We start from the raw sequence: 15,872 nt of genomic DNA, 5'->3' as shown, positions 1-15,872 counted from the left end.
GTAGTTTAACGTTAATCGAGCTGTTGCCAATAGTTAGTCTGCAGATAACTGTAATTATCCAGTCGATATTCATAAAAGTACGATAAACTGAACACAAAGAAATAAATCTGTGGAATAATAACATTATTACTCCTGCCAAAGTTTGTTCCAAAGAGGGATATTCATGCCTGAATTAGATTCTGTAGCAGCAAGCTACTTAGAAAGTTTGAACCGCCATCAAATGTTATTTGAAACGATGGATACTTATCACCCAGAAGTGATGCAATTACTTGAAGCATGTCACAGCGCTTTGCAAGCAGGTGGTAAGGTAATTTGGTTTGGTAATGGCGGTAGTGCGGCTGATGCACAGCATTTAGCTGCTGAGTTTGTCGTGCGTTACAAATTGGAGCGCGGTCCACTAGCTTCAATCGCATTGACAACAGATACCTCAATTTTAACCGCTCACAGTAACGACTATCATTTTGATACTGTATTTGAGCGCCAAGTGCAGGCGTTATGTAAACCTGAAGATTTAGTGATTGGCTTAACCACCTCTGGTACTAGCCCTAACATCAACCTAGCACTGGCAGCTGCAAATGAAATTGGTGCCTTTACAGTGGCATTAACAGGCCGAGATGGCGGTAAGGTAAAAGATATCGCTAAGCTACCAATTATCATTAAAAATGATGAAACAGCGCGTATCCAAGAAGCGCATATGTTCATCGGACATTGGTTATGCGAAGCCATCGATATGGTTGTAGCGGAGCAAAAGTAATGGATTTAGCGTTACTAAAAAACCTTTCAAAGGCACGTATTTTGGTCGTTGGTGATGTCATGCTAGATAGATACTGGCATGGCGATTCAGGACGTATTTCGCCTGAAGCCCCGGTACCTGTTGTCAAAGTCAGTAAATTTGAAGACAAAGCTGGTGGTGCAGCAAACGTAGCAAAAAATATTGCTCGTTTAGATGGTAAAGTAGGCTTATTAGGTTTAGTTGGTGAAGACGAAAGCGGGCAAATCCTCGAAACAATTTTAAGTTCAGAAAAAATTGATTCGCAATTAGTGAGTGTTTGCGATTTACCGACTATTTCAAAAATGCGTGTAATCAGCCGTCATCAGCAAGTTGTTCGTTTAGATCTTGAAGAGAACTTTACTGAGCAACACAGCCAATTGTTATTAAACCGTTTAGAGCTGGTTTTAGATGACTACGATTTTGTGTTGTTTTCTGATTACAACAAAGGCTCTCTGAGTTTAATTCAACAAATGATTCAGGTTGCAAAGAAAGCGGGTAAAACGGTACTTATCGACCCTAAATCATCTGATTTAAGCTTATACCGTGGTGCTGATTACATAACCCCTAACTTAAACGAGTTTAAGCTTGCTGGTGGTAAAACTGATTCTGAGCAAAGCTTGACCCAAAGCGCTCGTAAGCTAATCAATGAAGCGGGTATTGCTGCTATGCTGTTAACTCGCTCAGAGCAGGGGATGTCGTTAATCAGCCAAGCAGAAAAACATGATTTTGCAGCCCAGCAGCTTGAAGTTAGCGATGTTACTGGCGCTGGCGATACCGTAATCGCGACGCTTGCAGTGATGCTTGGTGCGGGAATGGCTGCAAAAGATGCGGTTGAAATTGCTAACCTCGCTGCTGGTATTGCAGTGAGTAAACTGGGTGCCGCAACTGTGTCGCCAGAAGAGTTGAGCCGTAAGCTTGGTCAATACTTGCAGCAAACCGGCGAGCACTACCAAACGCCGTTTGAGGATGTGCTTCAGCATATTGAGTTTGCTAAGCAAAATGGTGAAAAAATAGTTTTCACTAATGGTTGTTTTGATATTCTTCACGCAGGCCATGTACGCTATCTTGCTCAAGCTAAAGCGCGAGGTGACAGACTTGTTGTTGGCTTAAATAATGATGAATCAATCACTCGCTTAAAAGGTCCAGAAAGACCGATTAATCCATTGGATGAACGTGCCATGGTATTAAGTGCACTGGCGTCAGTTGACTGGGTTATTCCATTTGGCAGCATTGAAGAAAATGACACGCCAGCTAAGCTTATTGAGCAAATTAGCCCTGATGTACTTGTAAAAGGCGGCGATTACACTGTCGATCAAATTGCCGGTGCCGATCATGTTCTACGCCATGGCGGAAAAGTCGAAGTACTTGAGTTTCTTAATGGTTGCTCAACATCAAATGTAATTAGCAAAATTAAAAGTTAATAAAAAAGCCAACATTTGTTGGCTTTTTTGATTCTAAAAGTTCATTTCATATTTCATAAATGCGGAGGTTTCAGTGTCTGATTCCCCCAATGATTTATTTTTAGCAGCAAGAGCACCGAAAGAGATTCTTCCTTGTAATGCTAACATTCTGTAGCGCAGCTCTAATTGTGTGCTATCAATGGCATTTTTAGTGATTGTATGCCCTAAATCTGGGTTGCTAGGGTAAAGATCTACATTGTCGTTGTTGTAATCAACCTGACGCAGTTTAACTTGCCAATCGTTACCATTTCTATGCTGCCCAAGCACTGTGAGTACCAGGGATTCTGTGTCGTTATCAAATGTAGAACCAATTGTTCTCCCTTGATAGCGATAACCAGAATTGTATTTACCATGCTCGTAATAGCAGTTATAGGAGATCACAGCGCCAGGCACAGATTCATCACCAGAGCATGAAACTACAGTATCAATGTATTCAATGTTTACTTTGATATTTTGCTCTGCAAATGGAACTGTTGTCTCTACACCCGCTAAATACGCTCTGTCTGCGGGCTTAAAGTAGCTACTAGCATCTTCGCCAATCGTACTTACATAAATAGCGTACGGGTATGAATAGAGAGTATCTGACCAGCGTAAATCAATACCTGCCAGTTGGTTGCCTAATTTTGACTTCTCAGCTTCAGTACAGTCTTGCGACCCATCAGGGCAAGTACTTTTACCTGTAACCATATCAAAAAATTCTGAGATAGATTGGGGTTCACCATCCCCGCCCCATTGTGCAGACCAGCTTAGAGCAACCTCAAGTTGCTGAATTGGTCTAAAGTTCACTCGGCTACTCCAAAGTAGCGCATCAGGGACTGCTCGGGTAGATTCAAGCTTAGCCATTTGAGTTGTTAAGCTCCAAGGACCAATCCAACTCAACCAAGCTGATTCAAAAGCAGTGGCTTTTTCACGACTAATGCTGAAAGCTTGTAAAGGTTTACTATTCGCTGTGAGAATTAGACTGTTGTCAACACCAGGTCCCCAGAATTGTTCAACTGCACCTGCACGAAAGACCCAATTGCCAATTTTATAGGCAAGGTAACTATGGTCAAAAGTAATATCATCACAATCAGTAAGCGCTTGATGATCTTCAGCTATATCTGATTGAACCATGCCCTCTAAGTAGCATTTTCGACCATCAGAACGATAATTAACTGCTAGTTTACCAGCTAAACTTTCACCTAAATAACTATAAGCGACGGTCGCTTCTGATTTTTGTGTGTTGGTAGCGCCAAAACTCGTGGCTGGTAATGTATCTGTTGATAGAAAAACTTCGCTATGGAAATTGTGCTGTTCGGTATTTTCGGCTTTATATCTGTGCTTTACACGAAGTAAAGCATCTTGAACAAAACTAGGTAATTGCTCTAATGTGGTGTCATTTAGTTCATCAATAAAGCTATTCCACATTAGTGGATATGTAGTTACAGGGGCTTTAATTACTCCTGTATCCGCTAATAATTGAATGTCGGCTCGTAAGCCATAATCGTCTGGTTTAACCCAAGGTTCAGCAGCTAGAGGTAGACTAAATGCGCTAGCAAGAGCGAGTAATAAAAGTGTTTTTTTAGGCAATGCTTAATTCTCGGTTTGTTTTTTGGGACTAGAAGTCTATCAACCCTACATGATGATTGCAGTAAATAATTCACAACGAGCAATTCGTCTAGGTATCGTAAAAGGAACTCAATTTGATGTATAATCTGGCAAATTTTATAATTTAAAGTGTAATGGAAAAAAAACGCCTTTTATTTATCCCCGTGTCATCATCTGAAGGAATAGGTGAATACATGCGTTCGTTATCATTTGCTCATTATTTAGATGAGTGTTTTCCCGATCGTTTAGACATCCACTTTTTATTAAATAAACATACAAATTACGCCCTTGATTGCCCATTTGATACAACACTCATAGAGCAATCAGCGACAAAAGAAACACGTAAGGTTAATCAATTAATTGAAGCATTTAAGCCTAACTTGGTGGTTTTTGATTGTGCAGGTAGAGCCGCCCAAATGAAAACAGCAAAGCGTGCTGGGGCTAAAGTGGTGTTTATTTCACAGCATAATAAAAAAAGAGCGAAAGGCTTAAAGCTAAATCGTTTAAATTTAATAGATAGACATTGGGTTGCCCAACCTGATTATTGTATTGAAAAAATAAGCTTCAGTGAGCGACTAAAGCTCAAGCTTTTTCCTTTGTCACCTCCGGTAAATGTGGGTCCTTTTTTCTCTCAATCATCAAGTTCCGAAACGTACCAATTGTTAGCTCAGTTAAATCTTACGAATGAAGCTTACTTTTTAGTCAATGCTGGGTCAGGTGGGCACGGTGAAAAGAACCAGTTATTTGCTGATGTTTTTTATCAAGCAGCCAAGAAAATAGCGACAGAAACAGGGCTTAAAGGTGTTGTTGTTTTTGGTTCAAACTACCCAAATAATCTACCCGAAGATGATAACCTGATCATTTTAAAAAGTTTACATGCAAGTGAATTTGTTGGTGTATTAGCAAATGCTAAATTTGCAGTGTTATCAGCAGGGGACAGTTTATTACAAGCTATTTCACTTAAAGTCCCGACGGTTGCTGCAGCAATTTCAAAAGACCAACCGAAACGTTTGCAAAACTGTGTAGACAGTAACTTAACCTTAGCTGCAGATCCAACGTTAGCCAGTTTGAGTGATGCTGTTAAGCAATTATTGGTACCAGCAACGTATCAAGCAACTAAAAACGTTTTGGCGAAAATAAAACCTCATAATGCCAAAAAAGAAATGCTGCAAGGGGTGTCTGAGTTATTGTTTGGGATTTCTAAATGAAGGTTGCCATAGTTATTGATTCTTTGGTTGGCGGTGGGGCTGAGAAAGTTATGCTGACGCTGGCTGGCGAGCTTTTGGCTCAACAACATGAAGTTGTCATGCTTAGTTTAGCGAACTCGATTGAATATACCTTACCATCACAGCTAAATGTTGAGTGTTTGTTTGACCATAAAGCAAAAAAAGTTGATAGGTTCTGGCAACTAAAAAAAAGCGTAAAACGTATCGAAAATTGGTTTGCACAATACCAATCTAAAAACGGGGAATTTGATCTCGTTTTATCAAATTTAGATCGCAGTAATAATTTGCTAATTTGCAGTACTATTAAACATGTTTTCTATGTCATTCATAACTCAATTTCGGCTGAGTTAAATAGACAAAAGAAACTTGGACCATTTGCTTATCAATATTTACTGAAAAGTAAAAAGCGCTTGTCAGGACAAAACTTAATTTGTGTTTCTGAAGGTATTGAAAGTGAAATTAAGCAGCAAAAGTTGATTGCTCCCCAAAGTATCACAACAATTTTTAACCCGTTTAATGTTCAAAGCATAGTCAAAAAAGCGAGTGAAACTGAGTTAGGATTACCACGTGAGCCCTATATTATTCACGTAGGTCGTTTAGCAAAACAAAAAAGACATGATGTTTTATTTTCAGCATTTGCTAATTTAAATACATCCCATAAGCTTGTTTTATTGTGTAATAAAGTTAATAAAGCCGCCAAACTTGGTCGCCAACATGGTATTGAAGATAGGCTTATTTTGCCTGGCTTTCAGCAAAACCCATATGCTTGGATTAAAGGTGCTGATGCTTTGGTACTGAGTTCTGATTATGAAGGATTACCTACTGTTCTCATTGAGGCGCTCATACTGGGTACGCCAGTTGTAAGCACCGATTGTACTCATGGACCAAAAGAAATCTTAACGGGTAATTTAGCCAAGTATTTAGTTCCTACAAATAACCCTGAGGCTTTAACCCAAGCTATTGAATCTGTGTTAAACGATAAGCCAGAGGTTATTGATGCAGAAATACTATCAAAAATATCAGCAACACAAGTTGCTGAAAGTTATTTAGCATTGGCCCAAAATCGATAATTAGTTCAGCAATGCTTGGTAGTCACACACCAGTGACTGCCAATCACTTTGCTGCCAATGCATCACTTCATTACGGCCTTGCTCTTTCGCAAATGAACGGGCAAGGCGTTTGATATTCTCTGTTTGCCAGCTAGCATGTGGCTGTTTGATTTCACCGCGGTCAAAGTCGATGATAAACACCTTACCTGTATCATCGAACAAGATGTTATTGATGTTTAAATCTGCGTGATAGACGCCATGATTGTGAAACTCGCTGAGGGTGACTGCAATCGCTTTGAGTTCAGATTGGTTAAGTGGACGCGTGATTAAAATATCTAACACGCTTTTTGCGCCTGTTACTGCTTCGGTGATGATATCGCCGCGATAGATTAAGCCGTGGGTGGTCACTTTTGCCGCAATGGGTGTCGGCACGTTTAGGCCAAGCTCAAGTAAGCGCATCATCAGTGTAAACTCTTTATAGACACGAGTTTGCTTTAAACCAACATATAGGTACTGATCGCTCAGTAACTTACCTACTAACCCACCGCGCCAATAGTGACGCAGAACTCCTGTAAGCTGTTGATGTTTAAAAAACCATGCTGTTGCGCGGCCTTTTTTTGCGCCAACTATTTTATCTTGTTGTTGCCAATAATTGGCATCGAACCACTGTTGCGTGAGCTCATCTTTGTAAGCTGGGTGACACAAAAGGGTGGTGTTTTGCAGATGCTGAGTTTCAAACATAACAACTTCAAGATTAAATAAAATTAGCGCTATCTTACCGTATTTTTAGCTTTTCGCATAAGTGCTTGCATTAGCATCAAGTTAATTTAAGATCGCATATTATTTGCTGTAGCTAAGGGCGCACGTGACTCAAACAACCTCCTATTCAGATATTTGTATTTTAAGGCTTTCGGCTATTGGTGATGTATGTCATGCCGTATCAGCAGTGCAAGCAATTCAAAAGGCACATCCGAAGGCAAAAATTACCTGGGTGATTGGTAAAGTTGAGGCCATGTTACTGGCCGATTTACCCGGTGTTGAGTTTGTTGTATTCGATAAAAAACAAGGCAAACAGGCTTATCAGCAACTAAAAGACACGTTCAAGGGGCGTAAATTTGATGTGCTCTTACATATGCAAGTCGCACTCAGAGCGAATCTAGCAGCCCGCTGTATTCCGGCAAAGGTCAAAGTGGGGTTTGATTGGGCTCGCTCAAAAGAGTTACATAGCTTGTTTATTAATAAGCGTATTGCCCCGCAATCTGAAGCGCATGTATTAGAAGGCTTTAAAGGCTTTGCTCAAGCAATTGGGTCGCCTGATTACAAACCTCAATGGCAAATGCCAATTACCGAGCAGCACCAACAAGCAGCCGATGCGCTATTAGGTGAAGAACGTTTAGCCGGGCGTATTTTTGTTATCTCGCCTGCGGCAAGTAAAAAAGAGCGTAATTGGTTACCCGAGCGTTATGCTGCACTTGCTGAACATGCTCATCAACAAGACTTTTCGGTAGTTATTACTGGCGGTCCAACTCCTTTAGAAATTGAACTTGCCGAGCAAATTATCGCGCATAGTTCGGCACCTGTGCTTAACTTAGTAGGGAAAACTCAACTAAAAGAACTGTTATGTGTTTTGAAGCGTGCGGCGTTAGTGTTAGCTCCAGATACTGGGCCTGCGCATATGGCTGTAACGGTTGGAACACCTGTTATTGGTTTGTATGCCCACTCAAACCCAAAACGCACAGGGCCTTATTTGTATCAAGAGTATGTTGTTGAGGTATATCACCAAAACTTACGAGAGCAAACAGGTAAAACGGCGCAAGAGCTGCCATGGGGAACACGTGTTAAAGGGGCTGACCTAATGGCGCAAATCAGTGTTGAAAAGGTGATTTCGATGTTTGACCACGTGGTAGATAAAGAGCAATTGTAATGAGCAAAGTTTTATTTTTAGACCGTGATGGTGTGGTCAATATTGATCATGGCTATGTATACAAACCCGAAGAGTTTGAATTTGTACCCGGTGTATTTGAGGCGTGCAAAGCTTTCACTGATGCCGGTTATAAAATTGTGGTGGTAACTAACCAGTCAGGTATTGGCCGTGGTTATTATTCAGAACAAGATTTTTCCAACCTCACTGAGTGGATGAAGGGCGAATTTTTACGCCATGGCGTTACTATTCTTGATGTCTATTTTTGTCCGCATCATCCAAGCAAAGCAGAACCTGCTTATTTGCAAGAGTGCAACTGTCGCAAGCCTGCCCCGGGTATGCTTTTACAAGCCATTGATGAGCATCAAATCGATCCATCTCAAAGCATTATGGTTGGTGATAAGCTTGGCGACCTTATTGCCGCTGAAAGAGCCAACATCGCGACCCGCGTTTTAGTTCGCTCAGGGCAAAGTTATGCCGAGTCAACAGAACAGCACGCCGATGTAGTTTGTGAGTCTTTAGCTGAGTTACCAGCTTTAATTTTACAGTCTTAGCAGGTAAGACCAGTTTATTTCGCAACCCTTACGGTCTGCGACGAACTGCAAACAGTGCAATTGTTCGGCTAAGCTTTTACAATAGGCGCAAAATTTAAAGTCACGCTAATCATTTCTGGTTAGATACAAGAATATGTGGAGATTACAGATGAGAGCATCTGCGTTTTTTAATCAATTGCAGCAGCAAATTGATGAAGTGAAAGCTGAAGGCTTATACAAAAGCGAGCGTATTATAACGTCACAGCAACAAGCTCAAATTGAAGTTGCCTCTGGTGATAAGGTTATCAACTTTTGTGCTAATAACTACCTTGGCTTAGCAAATAGCCCAGAGTTAATTAAAGCTGCTCAACAAGGCCTTGACGATCACGGTTTTGGTGTTGCCTCTGTACGCTTTATTTGCGGTACTCAAGATATTCATAAAACTTTAGAACAAAAGATCTCTGAGTTCTTAGAAACAGAAGACACTATTCTTTACTCATCATGTTTTGATGCCAACGCAGGTTTATTTGAAACAATCTTAGGCCCAGATGATGCAATCATCTCTGACGCGCTAAACCACGCTTCGATCATTGATGGTGTGCGTCTTTGTAAAGCAAAGCGTTTCCGCTATGCAAATAACGACATGAGCGACCTTGAAAAGCAACTTATTGCTGCTGATGAAGCGGGCGCGAAAACTAAGCTAATCGCTACTGACGGCGTTTTCTCAATGGACGGCGTAATTTGTAATCTTGAAGCGGTTTGTGATCTAGCTGATAAATATGATGCATTAGTGATGGTTGATGACTCTCACGCTGTTGGTTTTGTTGGTGAAAATGGTAAAGGTACGCCAGAGTACTGCGGTGTACTAGACCGTGTTGATATCATCACAGGTACCCTTGGTAAAGCACTTGGTGGCGCATCAGGCGGTTACACATCAGGTAAAAAAGAAATTGTTGAGTGGTTACGTCAGCGCTCTCGTCCTTACCTTTTCTCAAACTCACTTGCACCATCAATTGTTACTGCATCAATTAAAGTACTTGAGATGCTAAGCAATGGCGGCGAGTTACGCGCTAAACTTTGGGATAACGCAAAGTATTTCCGTGAACAAATGGAAGCTGCAGGATTTACCTGTGCAGGTAAAGACCACGCTATTATCCCTGTCATGTTAGGCGATGCTAAAATTGCCTCAGCCATGGCTGACAAATTACTTGCTGAAGGTATTTACGTAACAGGTTTCTCATTCCCTGTAGTACCTAAAGGCCAAGCACGTATCCGTACGCAAATTTCTGCGGCGCATACAAAAGAGCAATTAGATACCGCTATTGCTGCCTTTACCCGTATTGGTAAAGAAATGGGTGTTATCTAATTTTATTCCCTAAACCGAAGCTTTTGCTTCGGTTTTGTTTAATTGAGTGTAAATCATGAAAGCATTATCTAAATTAAAAGCAGAACCAGGGATCTGGATGACTGATGCGCCAAAGCCTGAAGTTGGCCATAACGATCTGCTTATTAAAATCCGCAAAACAGCAATTTGTGGTACAGATGTCCATATTTATAAATGGGATGAGTGGGCACAAAATACAATTCCTACGCCAATGGTTGTTGGCCACGAATATGTAGGTGAAGTGGTTGATATGGGTCAGGAAGTACGTGGTTTCCAAGTGGGTGACCGTGTTTCTGGCGAAGGCCATATTACCTGTGGTCACTGTCGTAACTGTCGCGCTGGTCGTGTGCATTTATGTCGTAATACAACAGGTGTTGGTGTAAACCGTGAAGGTGCATTTGCTGAATACCTTGTGATCCCAGCTTTCAACGCATTTAAAATTCCAGATAACATTCCTGATGAACTAGCATCAATCTTTGACCCATTCGGTAATGCAGTACACACAGCATTGTCGTTTGACTTAGTCGGTGAAGATGTATTAATCACTGGTGCTGGCCCAATTGGTATTATGGCAGCCGCTGTTGCTAAACACGTGGGTGCACGTCATGTGGTTATCACAGACGTGAACGAATACCGCCTAGATTTAGCGCGTAAAATGGGGGCGACTCGTGCCGTCAACGTAGCGAATGAAAAGCTTGAAGATGTTATGAAAGAGCTTGGCATGACAGAAGGCTTTGATATCGGTCTTGAAATGTCAGGTGTGCCGGTTGCATTCAACAGCATGTTAAACAACATGAATCACGGCGGCAAAGTCGCTATGTTGGGTATCCCACCTTCTGATATGGCGGTTGATTGGAACCAAGTTATTTTTAAAGGCTTAATCATTAAAGGGATTTACGGCCGTGAAATGTTTGAAACCTGGTACAAGATGGCGAGTCTAATTCAATCAGGCCTTGATCTGAACCCAATTATTACTCACCAGTTCTCTGTGGATGACTTCCAAGCAGGCTTTGATACAATGATTTCAGGCCAATCAGGTAAAGTAATCCTTAACTGGGATTAATACTGAGTTATTTGATAGGGCGGCTTTGGCCGCCTTTTTAGTTTAGAGAGTACTATGTCGTATAAACATATTTCAGTGAGCGAGACGTTTGCGCTGTTAGACAAAGAAGAGGTTGTGATTGCCGATATTCGCGATCCTAACTCATTTCAAACGGGGCATATCCCAGGCGCTGAGCATTTATCAAATGCCAACATCAGCGAATTTATGATGCATAAAGAGTTTGATCAGCCAATCATCATCGTTTGTTATCATGGTGTGAGCTCTCAAGGTGCTGCTAGCTATTTAGTTGAGCAGGGTTTTGAAGACGTGTACAGCATGGATGGTGGCTTTAGTGCTTGGCAGATGCAACTTCCGGAGCATATTGAACGATGATTGAGTTGGGTAGCATAAATAATCCTCGCGCCGCACAAGGCTTTATAGATTTCATCAAAAGTAAGGGCTTACATGGTGAGTTACGCTCTCAAGATGGGCAAACTGTGATTATTTGTGTTGCACCAGAGCACTTTCATCAAGCTCAACCACTTTGGCAGGAGTTTGCTGCTAACCCTCATGACGAAAAATACCAACAAGCTTCATGGCAGGTAGGCAGTACACAATCGCCTTTGTCATATCAAGGCCAATCACTTAATTTAAAAGCTCGCTTTAAAGCATTAAGCTGGCTAAACCGTACGGTTACTATAGTTTCGATAGCTATATTTGTTGCTTTCTTGCTAGGTGGTTTTGAAACTATTTACAGTATGTTGCAGTTTAATCCAGCACAGCCACTAACTTGGTTTACACCTGCCATTGTGCACTTTAGCGCTATTCATCTTATTTTTAATCTGATCTGGTGGATGACGCTGGGTAACGATATAGAAAAACGCAGCGGTAAATTAACCTTAGTGGGTTTATTTTTAGTGACGGCATTTATTAGCAATTGGGCGCAGTTTTTACTTGTAGGGCCTAACTTTGGTGGCTTAAGCGGCGTTGTGTATGGCTTACTTGGTTTTTGTTGGATCTTCAGTGCAATGAGACCTTCAGAGCCGCCATTGGTGAGTAATAGCATCGTTGGTTTTATGCTGGTTTGGCTTATTCTGGGCTTTGTAGATATGTTGCCGGTGAGTATGGCAAACTGGGCGCATTTAGCGGGGTTATTGGCTGGTATGGCTTATGCTGTGTCAGACAAGCTTCTTTCACGCAAATAATCGCGTAAATAAAAATGGCGGCTTATGCCGCCATTTTACTTTTAATGATATAAATACTTAGTAAATAACACTTCTCTGACAATCTCTTGTCCTGTTTCTTGTTTTAGTAGTGCTTTTAGCTTTTCGGTGCAGCGCTTTCTGATTTCTTCGCGGCCGGTCAGTGATTTAATGTTTTCTTCAGGCTCTTTTGAGAGTATTTCAACAATCGCATCACGCAATAGTGGAGTGTGGTGTTCTACCACTGCAATATCAGCCATATCATTGAGCATGAGATCCACCGTAATACGAACATAGCCAAGCTTTTTATTACCTTGACCTATATAGTTAGTGATGATGTCAGGCTCAAAACCAAAGTAGCCAACATTTGATTCAGCGCGTACAGACCAACTTGTTGTAGCGCCAACAAGCAGCATGCTTATCAAGTAAATTGATAACAATGATTTTTTCATAGTTAAGAATATTCCACCCTTTCAATGATTTTTAGTCTATACCCAAATTCACTTAAGATACAGGCTGTTCTGCGTTTTTTAACCCAGCTTGAGATTAAATCATGACTTTTTCGAAACGTGCAGCAGTGATATCATTTGCACGGTTTTTAAAAATAATGAGTCGTTGTGATCACATTCCCAGTTTCATTAGCTGCAAATTGGCAGCCTGCTTCAGCATTTCCAAATTTGACGCAACAAGAGCAAGGTTGGCTGCTTGAGGCCGGGTCATTAACGGCCAAGCTTAAAAGTCACTGTCAGGCCTTTTCAGTTAAAGTTTTAAACGAAGCACCCTTTGACCTAACCTGCGAGCAACAAGCATTACTCAATACATCGCTAAGTCAGGCTTTAAACCGCGAAGTGTTACTTCTATGTGACGGCAAACCAATGGTTTATGCACAAAGCTGGTTGCCGGCAGATGATACATTAAAAAAGCAGCAGTTACTAAGTATGGGTACAAGGCCGCTGGGTGATGTTATTTTTCAAGACCCAAGCTTATCTCGCACAGAAATCGAGGTTGCTGAGTTTTCGCAGCAGCACGCCATTCAGGCATTAACAGCTGAGCTAGGCTTACCATCTAATTCATTGTGGGGAAGACGCAGTGTATTTAGTTTATCTAATGCTCATTTTTTAGTAGCAGAAGTTTTCTTACCTGGAGCTTATATATACCTATGAAGCTAGCTGCATTACAGGTCGCACATATTCCTTACTATAAGCAATTAATGCGTACCGATAAGCCAATTGGCACTTTATTGTTATTGTGGCCTACTTACTGGGCACTATGGCTGGCTGAGCTTGGTACCCCTAGCTTATTAAACTTTGTGGTATTTAGTTTGGGCGTCTTTGTGATGCGTAGTGCTGGTTGTGTAATTAATGACTTTGCCGATCGTAAAATAGATGGCTCAGTTAAGCGTACAGCCCAGCGACCGCTAGCCGCAGGGTTAGTTTCAAGTGGTGAAGCTCTAAGCTTATTTGTACTGCTTATTGTGGTGGCGTTTGGTTTAGTGTTAACGCTCGGGTGGTCAACGATATTACTGTCGTTTGGTGCTTTAGCACTGGCGTTTTGTTATCCATTTATGAAGCGTTATACCCAATTACCGCAAGTTGTGCTGGGTGCTGCATTTAGTTGGGCTATTCCGATGGCCTATATGGCATCAATTGGTTCTGTACCATTAGAAGCCTGGCTACTATTTACCGCGAATCTTGTTTGGACTGTGGCTTATGACACCATGTATGCCATGGTTGATAGAGATGACGATTTAAAAATAGGGGTTAAGTCAACGGCAATCTTGTTTGCAAGCTATGACAGACACATCATCTTTTTACTCAATGCTTTATTTATCGCAATTCTTGCTTACATTGGCATGAGTCATCAACTTGCCTTGCCTTATTGGCTGGGGTTAGTGGCAGCGGTTGGGTTTTTACTTTATCAACAAATGCTTATTCATAAACGAGAACGAGATCCTTGCTTCAAAGCATTTTTGAATAATCACTATGTGGGGTTAGTGATTTTTATTGGTTTAGCAGCATCCTTGCCACTGCCATTTTAATTATCTAGGTGGGTCGATAATACCGCTGATCGACGCATTTTTTCTGAACCAGCCCGCAATAGAGTAGCGAACATCATTTGCGGGTAATACTTCATGCATAAATCGTTCGCTTTCAAACATAACCAGCATGCCGGCTTGAGGTTTTACGACAATCTCAATATCTTTACTTTTCGGCTTGTAAATCACCAACTCACCGCCAGATTCTGGCGTATTTAAGTAACAAACCGTTGTGAAAATGCGATTCGAACGACCTTTGAAGGCATCATAGTGCTTTTTATAAAAGTCACCTTGTTGATACTTTGCATAATGGCATTCATAGTCAAACAACCCTAAATAAAAACTACGGTTTAACTGTGTTTTTATCGCTTCCATGGTCGCAAGATATGTAATTTGTGCTTGGCTTGAACTATCAAACCAGTAGGTTTTATCTTTACGAACGGTTTTATCTATTTGTTGGTCGTTCAAACGGCCAATGCCAGCAGTATGGAAATGTGGGTTAATACGATAACAATCAGCCATTAAATCAGCGATTAAGCTTTCATCAATCGCGTTTTCAACAACGGCATAGCCAGCACGTTCGATGGCATCTAAATAAGTGTCGGAAATAAGCTGCGCGGTCATTCATGTGCACAATCAAAAAAAGGTGCGTAAGTGTATATGAAAAATTGTGCAATGCACGCTTTTTATGCAGTAGATAGTGTGAAAAATAAAGGCGGATTAGCTAGCCTGATTTATTTCAGGCTAGCGGTAATTAAACGGCGCTTAGCCTTGGCTTGCTAATGCTGTTTTTTCAATGAGATCAAGTAAATGACTAACGTGAGAGTTCTCATTGATTTGTTGGTTTGTTTGGATCACAAGCTGCTCGTGTGCGATGCCTTTATTGGTTTTCAATAATAGTAATTCTGGGTCTGAAGAGACAATATTTGTGTGTTCAATACTGGCAATGGCGATGTGATTCGACTTTTTAAGGCCATCCATTACTTGTTCAATGCTACCTACTTTGATACTTGATGTTTTATCAAAAGATTCGATTGCATCGTTTAGCATAGACTGTACTTGTTTTGACTGTGAAAAGCAGCTGTACATTGGGTAATCTGCAAAGTCGCGTTTGCTAATGTCGCTTTTATTTGCAAGCGGGTGGTTTTTAGCCACGAAAATGATCAGTTGATCAGGTAAATGAATATCACTGCCAATGCTGTTCATCGCTTGAGAACATACACTGATATCAATTTCACCTAATTGTAGTTTACGTACAAGCTCACTTTGCTCTTGTAACTGCATCTCAATTTTAACGTGTGGATACTGCGCTAAAAACTGACCGCAAGATACTGGTACTACCGTGCTTGCTTTGTTGGTATAGCCAATAACTAGCTTCTCGTTAGCACAGCCATTTAATGACTCGAATAAACGTTTTTTAGTTTCTTCAAGGTTGTCGAGGGTTTGTTTAGCGTACTCTAGGAAAAGTTCACCTTCTTTGGTTAACTTTACAGAGCGAGTAGAGCGGGTAACGAGTTCATAGCCAATTTCATCTTCAAGCGTTTGGATGCTGCGAGTTAACGCTGAAGTGCTAATTTGGGTTTTTTCTGCAGCTTGGCGGAAATGCCTCAGCACGCCTAGTGCTACAAATTGTTCAAGTTGTTCAAATCTCACTTTAATAG

General features: G+C 41.2%; 17 protein-coding genes. 12 read left to right on the top strand and 5 right to left on the bottom strand.

Annotated elements, in window-relative coordinates; genetic code table 11:
- Positions 1 to 163 precede the first annotated feature (163 nt).
- On the top strand, positions 164 to 754 hold the full coding sequence (locus tag C2M33_RS15845; protein ID WP_063703058.1) for a D-sedoheptulose-7-phosphate isomerase: 591 nt from the start codon (positions 164 to 166) through the stop codon (positions 752 to 754).
- Positions 754 to 2,193: a bifunctional D-glycero-beta-D-manno-heptose-7-phosphate kinase/D-glycero-beta-D-manno-heptose 1-phosphate adenylyltransferase HldE gene (gene hldE, locus C2M33_RS15840; RefSeq protein WP_105174877.1), complete on the top strand. Its 1,440-nt coding sequence runs from the start codon at positions 754 to 756 to the stop codon at positions 2,191 to 2,193. Before C2M33_RS15845 ends, hldE begins: the two co-directional genes overlap by 1 nt.
- A gap of 33 nt (positions 2,194 to 2,226) precedes the next feature.
- On the opposite strand, the gene C2M33_RS15835 is transcribed toward hldE, so the two are convergent.
- Positions 2,227 to 3,801: a capsule assembly Wzi family protein gene (locus tag C2M33_RS15835; protein WP_105174876.1), complete on the bottom strand. Its 1,575-nt coding sequence runs from the start codon at positions 3,799 to 3,801 to the stop codon at positions 2,227 to 2,229.
- Positions 3,802 to 4,013: 212 nt separating this feature from the next.
- Here C2M33_RS15835 and C2M33_RS15830 point away from each other — a divergent pair, with 212 nt between their 5' ends.
- Both C2M33_RS15830 and C2M33_RS15825 read left to right on the top strand, forming a co-directional pair.
- Complete coding sequence (locus tag C2M33_RS15830; RefSeq protein WP_233999225.1) at positions 4,014 to 5,027, top strand: glycosyltransferase family 1 protein; 1,014 nt, start codon at positions 4,014 to 4,016, stop codon at positions 5,025 to 5,027.
- Positions 5,024 to 6,115, top strand: a complete 1,092-nt coding sequence (locus tag C2M33_RS15825; RefSeq protein ID WP_105174874.1) for a glycosyltransferase — start codon at positions 5,024 to 5,026, stop codon at positions 6,113 to 6,115. The genes C2M33_RS15830 and C2M33_RS15825 overlap by 4 nt, the downstream gene beginning before the upstream one ends.
- Here C2M33_RS15825 and C2M33_RS15820 read toward each other — a convergent pair whose 3' ends face one another.
- Positions 6,116 to 6,835: a 3-deoxy-D-manno-octulosonic acid kinase gene (locus C2M33_RS15820; protein ID WP_063703068.1), complete on the bottom strand. Its 720-nt coding sequence runs from the start codon at positions 6,833 to 6,835 to the stop codon at positions 6,116 to 6,118.
- Positions 6,836 to 6,959: 124 nt separating this feature from the next.
- On the opposite strand from C2M33_RS15820, the gene C2M33_RS15815 reads away from it, so the two are divergent.
- From C2M33_RS15815 to glpG, 6 genes are all read left to right on the top strand, one after another.
- A complete protein-coding gene (locus C2M33_RS15815) occupies positions 6,960 to 8,018 on the top strand; it encodes a glycosyltransferase family 9 protein (RefSeq protein ID WP_105174873.1) in 1,059 nt (352 codons plus the stop codon).
- Entirely contained in the window at positions 8,018 to 8,569 is a 552-nt protein-coding gene (gmhB, locus tag C2M33_RS15810; protein WP_063703072.1) for a D-glycero-beta-D-manno-heptose 1,7-bisphosphate 7-phosphatase, read from the top strand. The genes C2M33_RS15815 and gmhB overlap by 1 nt, the downstream gene beginning before the upstream one ends.
- A 148-nt stretch (positions 8,570 to 8,717) precedes the next feature.
- Positions 8,718 to 9,914: a glycine C-acetyltransferase gene (locus C2M33_RS15805; protein WP_063703074.1), complete on the top strand. Its 1,197-nt coding sequence runs from the start codon at positions 8,718 to 8,720 to the stop codon at positions 9,912 to 9,914.
- 55 nt (positions 9,915 to 9,969) lie between these two features.
- Entirely contained in the window at positions 9,970 to 10,995 is a 1,026-nt protein-coding gene (tdh, locus tag C2M33_RS15800) for an L-threonine 3-dehydrogenase (RefSeq protein WP_063703076.1), read from the top strand.
- A 54-nt stretch (positions 10,996 to 11,049) separates the two neighbouring features.
- On the top strand, positions 11,050 to 11,367 hold the full coding sequence (glpE, locus tag C2M33_RS15795) for a thiosulfate sulfurtransferase GlpE (RefSeq protein ID WP_063703079.1): 318 nt from the start codon (positions 11,050 to 11,052) through the stop codon (positions 11,365 to 11,367).
- Positions 11,364 to 12,179, top strand: a complete 816-nt coding sequence (glpG, locus tag C2M33_RS15790; protein WP_105174872.1) for a rhomboid family intramembrane serine protease GlpG — start codon at positions 11,364 to 11,366, stop codon at positions 12,177 to 12,179. The genes glpE and glpG overlap by 4 nt, the downstream gene beginning before the upstream one ends.
- A gap of 41 nt (positions 12,180 to 12,220) precedes the next feature.
- Here glpG and C2M33_RS15785 read toward each other — a convergent pair whose 3' ends face one another.
- Entirely contained in the window at positions 12,221 to 12,592 is a 372-nt protein-coding gene (locus tag C2M33_RS15785; RefSeq protein WP_370626054.1) for a flagellar basal body-associated protein FliL, read from the bottom strand.
- Between the two features lie 201 nt (positions 12,593 to 12,793).
- On the opposite strand from C2M33_RS15785, the gene C2M33_RS15780 reads away from it, so the two are divergent.
- Both C2M33_RS15780 and ubiA read left to right on the top strand, forming a co-directional pair.
- The gene (locus C2M33_RS15780; RefSeq protein ID WP_105174871.1) at positions 12,794 to 13,339 is read left to right on the top strand and encodes a chorismate--pyruvate lyase family protein; all 546 of its coding nucleotides are present in this window, start codon (positions 12,794 to 12,796) and stop codon (positions 13,337 to 13,339) included.
- Positions 13,336 to 14,214 (top strand): 4-hydroxybenzoate octaprenyltransferase, encoded by an 879-nt coding sequence (ubiA, locus tag C2M33_RS15775; RefSeq protein ID WP_105174870.1) that lies wholly within the window; start codon positions 13,336 to 13,338, stop codon positions 14,212 to 14,214. The genes C2M33_RS15780 and ubiA overlap by 4 nt, the downstream gene beginning before the upstream one ends.
- Here the strand turns inward: ubiA and C2M33_RS15770 are convergent, their stop codons facing one another.
- Entirely contained in the window at positions 14,215 to 14,835 is a 621-nt protein-coding gene (locus tag C2M33_RS15770) for a 2OG-Fe(II) oxygenase (protein WP_063703090.1), read from the bottom strand.
- Positions 14,836 to 14,976: 141 nt separating this feature from the next.
- Positions 14,977 to 15,864: a LysR family transcriptional regulator gene (locus C2M33_RS15765; RefSeq protein WP_063703094.1), complete on the bottom strand. Its 888-nt coding sequence runs from the start codon at positions 15,862 to 15,864 to the stop codon at positions 14,977 to 14,979.
- Positions 15,865 to 15,872: the final 8 nt, after the last annotated feature.

The organism is Pseudoalteromonas sp. T1lg122, assembly GCF_002964825.1.
Taxonomy (GTDB): domain Bacteria; phylum Pseudomonadota; class Gammaproteobacteria; order Enterobacterales; family Alteromonadaceae; genus Pseudoalteromonas; species Pseudoalteromonas gelatinilytica.
This window is presented reverse-complemented; position numbering and strand designations above follow the sequence as displayed.

Excerpts from the sequence above, each read along its gene's own strand:
- C2M33_RS15845 (WP_063703058.1), top strand. The coding sequence starts at position 164 with ATGCCTGAATTAGATTCTGTAGCAGCAAGCTACTTAGAAAGTTTGAAC.
- hldE (WP_105174877.1), top strand. The coding sequence starts at position 754 with ATGGATTTAGCGTTACTAAAAAACCTTTCAAAGGCACGTATTTTGGTC.
- C2M33_RS15830 (WP_233999225.1), top strand. The coding sequence starts at position 4,014 with ATGCGTTCGTTATCATTTGCTCATTATTTAGATGAGTGTTTTCCCGAT.
- C2M33_RS15825 (WP_105174874.1), top strand. The coding sequence starts at position 5,024 with ATGAAGGTTGCCATAGTTATTGATTCTTTGGTTGGCGGTGGGGCTGAG.
- C2M33_RS15820 (WP_063703068.1), bottom strand. The coding sequence starts at position 6,835 with ATGTTTGAAACTCAGCATCTGCAAAACACCACCCTTTTGTGTCACCCA.
- gmhB (WP_063703072.1), top strand. The coding sequence starts at position 8,018 with ATGAGCAAAGTTTTATTTTTAGACCGTGATGGTGTGGTCAATATTGAT.
- C2M33_RS15805 (WP_063703074.1), top strand. The coding sequence starts at position 8,718 with ATGAGAGCATCTGCGTTTTTTAATCAATTGCAGCAGCAAATTGATGAA.
- tdh (WP_063703076.1), top strand. The coding sequence starts at position 9,970 with ATGAAAGCATTATCTAAATTAAAAGCAGAACCAGGGATCTGGATGACT.
- glpE (WP_063703079.1), top strand. The coding sequence starts at position 11,050 with ATGTCGTATAAACATATTTCAGTGAGCGAGACGTTTGCGCTGTTAGAC.
- glpG (WP_105174872.1), top strand. The coding sequence starts at position 11,364 with ATGATTGAGTTGGGTAGCATAAATAATCCTCGCGCCGCACAAGGCTTT.
- C2M33_RS15785 (WP_370626054.1), bottom strand. The coding sequence starts at position 12,592 with ATGCTGCTTGTTGGCGCTACAACAAGTTGGTCTGTACGCGCTGAATCA.
- ubiA (WP_105174870.1), top strand. The coding sequence starts at position 13,336 with ATGAAGCTAGCTGCATTACAGGTCGCACATATTCCTTACTATAAGCAA.
- C2M33_RS15770 (WP_063703090.1), bottom strand. The coding sequence starts at position 14,835 with ATGACCGCGCAGCTTATTTCCGACACTTATTTAGATGCCATCGAACGT.